Origin of the sequence: Streptomyces sp. NPDC101166 (assembly GCF_044768125.1) — a bacterium.
Classification (GTDB): Bacteria; Actinomycetota; Actinomycetes; order Streptomycetales; family Streptomycetaceae; genus Streptomyces.
The window spans coordinates 1-1,124 of sequence record NZ_JBIWPF010000269.1 but is presented as its reverse complement, the minus strand read 5'-3'; the positions used below and the strand labels follow the sequence as shown (position 1 = coordinate 1,124).

Sequence of the window (1,124 nt, the reverse complement as noted above, 5' to 3'; positions counted from 1 at the left end):
GGTGAAGTTCAGCCCGAGCGCGGTCGCGAAGGAGCGCGCGATCAGGGTCTTGCCCAGGCCGGGCAGATCCTCGATCAGGATGTGGCCGCCGGACAGCACCGCGATCATGATCAGCTGCAGCTCGTCCCGCTTGCCGACCACGACCCGGGATACTTCGCGCAGTACGGCGTCGGTGCGCTTGATGGTCACGTCCATCGGTGATGTCATGGCAACTCTCGCATCTCATCTCACATGTCTTGTAGCCGACGCAGGATCTCGTCGAGGGCTTCACGGCCGGGGGCGCGATTGACCTCGTCGCGCAGCGCCGAGTTGGCCGGGTCCACCCACCGCCACAGTTCGGGGCCGAACTGTAGCTGTCCCGCCACCTCGAGGGCCCGGCGGTTCTTGTTCATCCGATGCCCGCTGGTCAGCTCGAATTCCTTGGCCAGCAGCGGCCGCAGGTGCCGGTCCCAGTCGGCGCGGGTGCCCTCGGACCGGTCGGCCAGCATCGTGGCGCGCGCCTGCCAGCGGCGCAGCATCTCGACGGGGCCGTTGTCGATGTCGTTGTCCTCCTCGACGGGGGCGAGCCGCCGCGACCGCTCGACCAGCGTCCACACCAGCAGTCCGAGTGCGCCCGCCACCGGAACGCCGGTCAGCAGCGGCAGCAGTTCGCGCTGATTGCCGAGCGCGACGAACTCGAACAACACCACCAGCACCACCGCGCCGGTCACGATCGCGCCCCGATTCATGGCCGATCCCCCGTTCGGTCCACCCAGATCTCCCCCGCCACAACAGCTTTCATGCGGCCAGCCCCTGAAGATCTGCCAATACGATACGCAGCAGCTGCTCGGCCCGCATCCGCTGCCACTCCAGCATGGAGTGCGGACTGAACCGCGCCTCCTCGAACAGCGACACCAGTTCCCGCGCCGACGCGTCGTGCAGGAAGCCGCGGTCGAAGGCCCGCGCCAGCACCTCGGAGGGGGTGTCGGAGGCCAGCGGCGCGACCTCCCGCGCCTGCGCCAGACCGCTTTCCATGGCCACGTAGCAGGCGATGATGGCGGTGCGCGGATCCTGTCCGGGCGCGATCATGGCGGCCAGGCCCATCTCGGCCACCTTGGCCACCGAGGCGGTCTCGCTGGCCAAGG

3 protein-coding genes are annotated in these 1,124 nt (G+C 68.9%); all 3 read right to left on the bottom strand.

Features of this window, described 5'->3' with window-relative positions; translation table 11 throughout:
• Positions 1 to 207, bottom strand: a 207-nt coding sequence (locus ACIRS4_RS38295) for an AAA family ATPase (protein WP_404204902.1), incomplete at its 3' end; no start/stop codon positions are given.
• Between the two features lie 20 nt (positions 208 to 227).
• The gene (locus tag ACIRS4_RS38290; protein WP_404204900.1) at positions 228 to 728 is read right to left on the bottom strand and encodes a hypothetical protein; all 501 of its coding nucleotides are present in this window, start codon (positions 726 to 728) and stop codon (positions 228 to 230) included.
• A 49-nt stretch (positions 729 to 777) separates the two neighbouring features.
• Positions 778 to 1,124: DUF4129 domain-containing protein (locus ACIRS4_RS38285; RefSeq protein ID WP_404204898.1), on the bottom strand; the 347-nt coding region annotated here is incomplete at its 5' end.

What these genes read in the sequence shown, in the direction of transcription:
- ACIRS4_RS38290 (WP_404204900.1), bottom strand. Translation starts at nt 728, where the DNA reads ATGAATCGGGGCGCGATCGTGACCGGCGCGGTGGTGCTGGTGGTGTTG.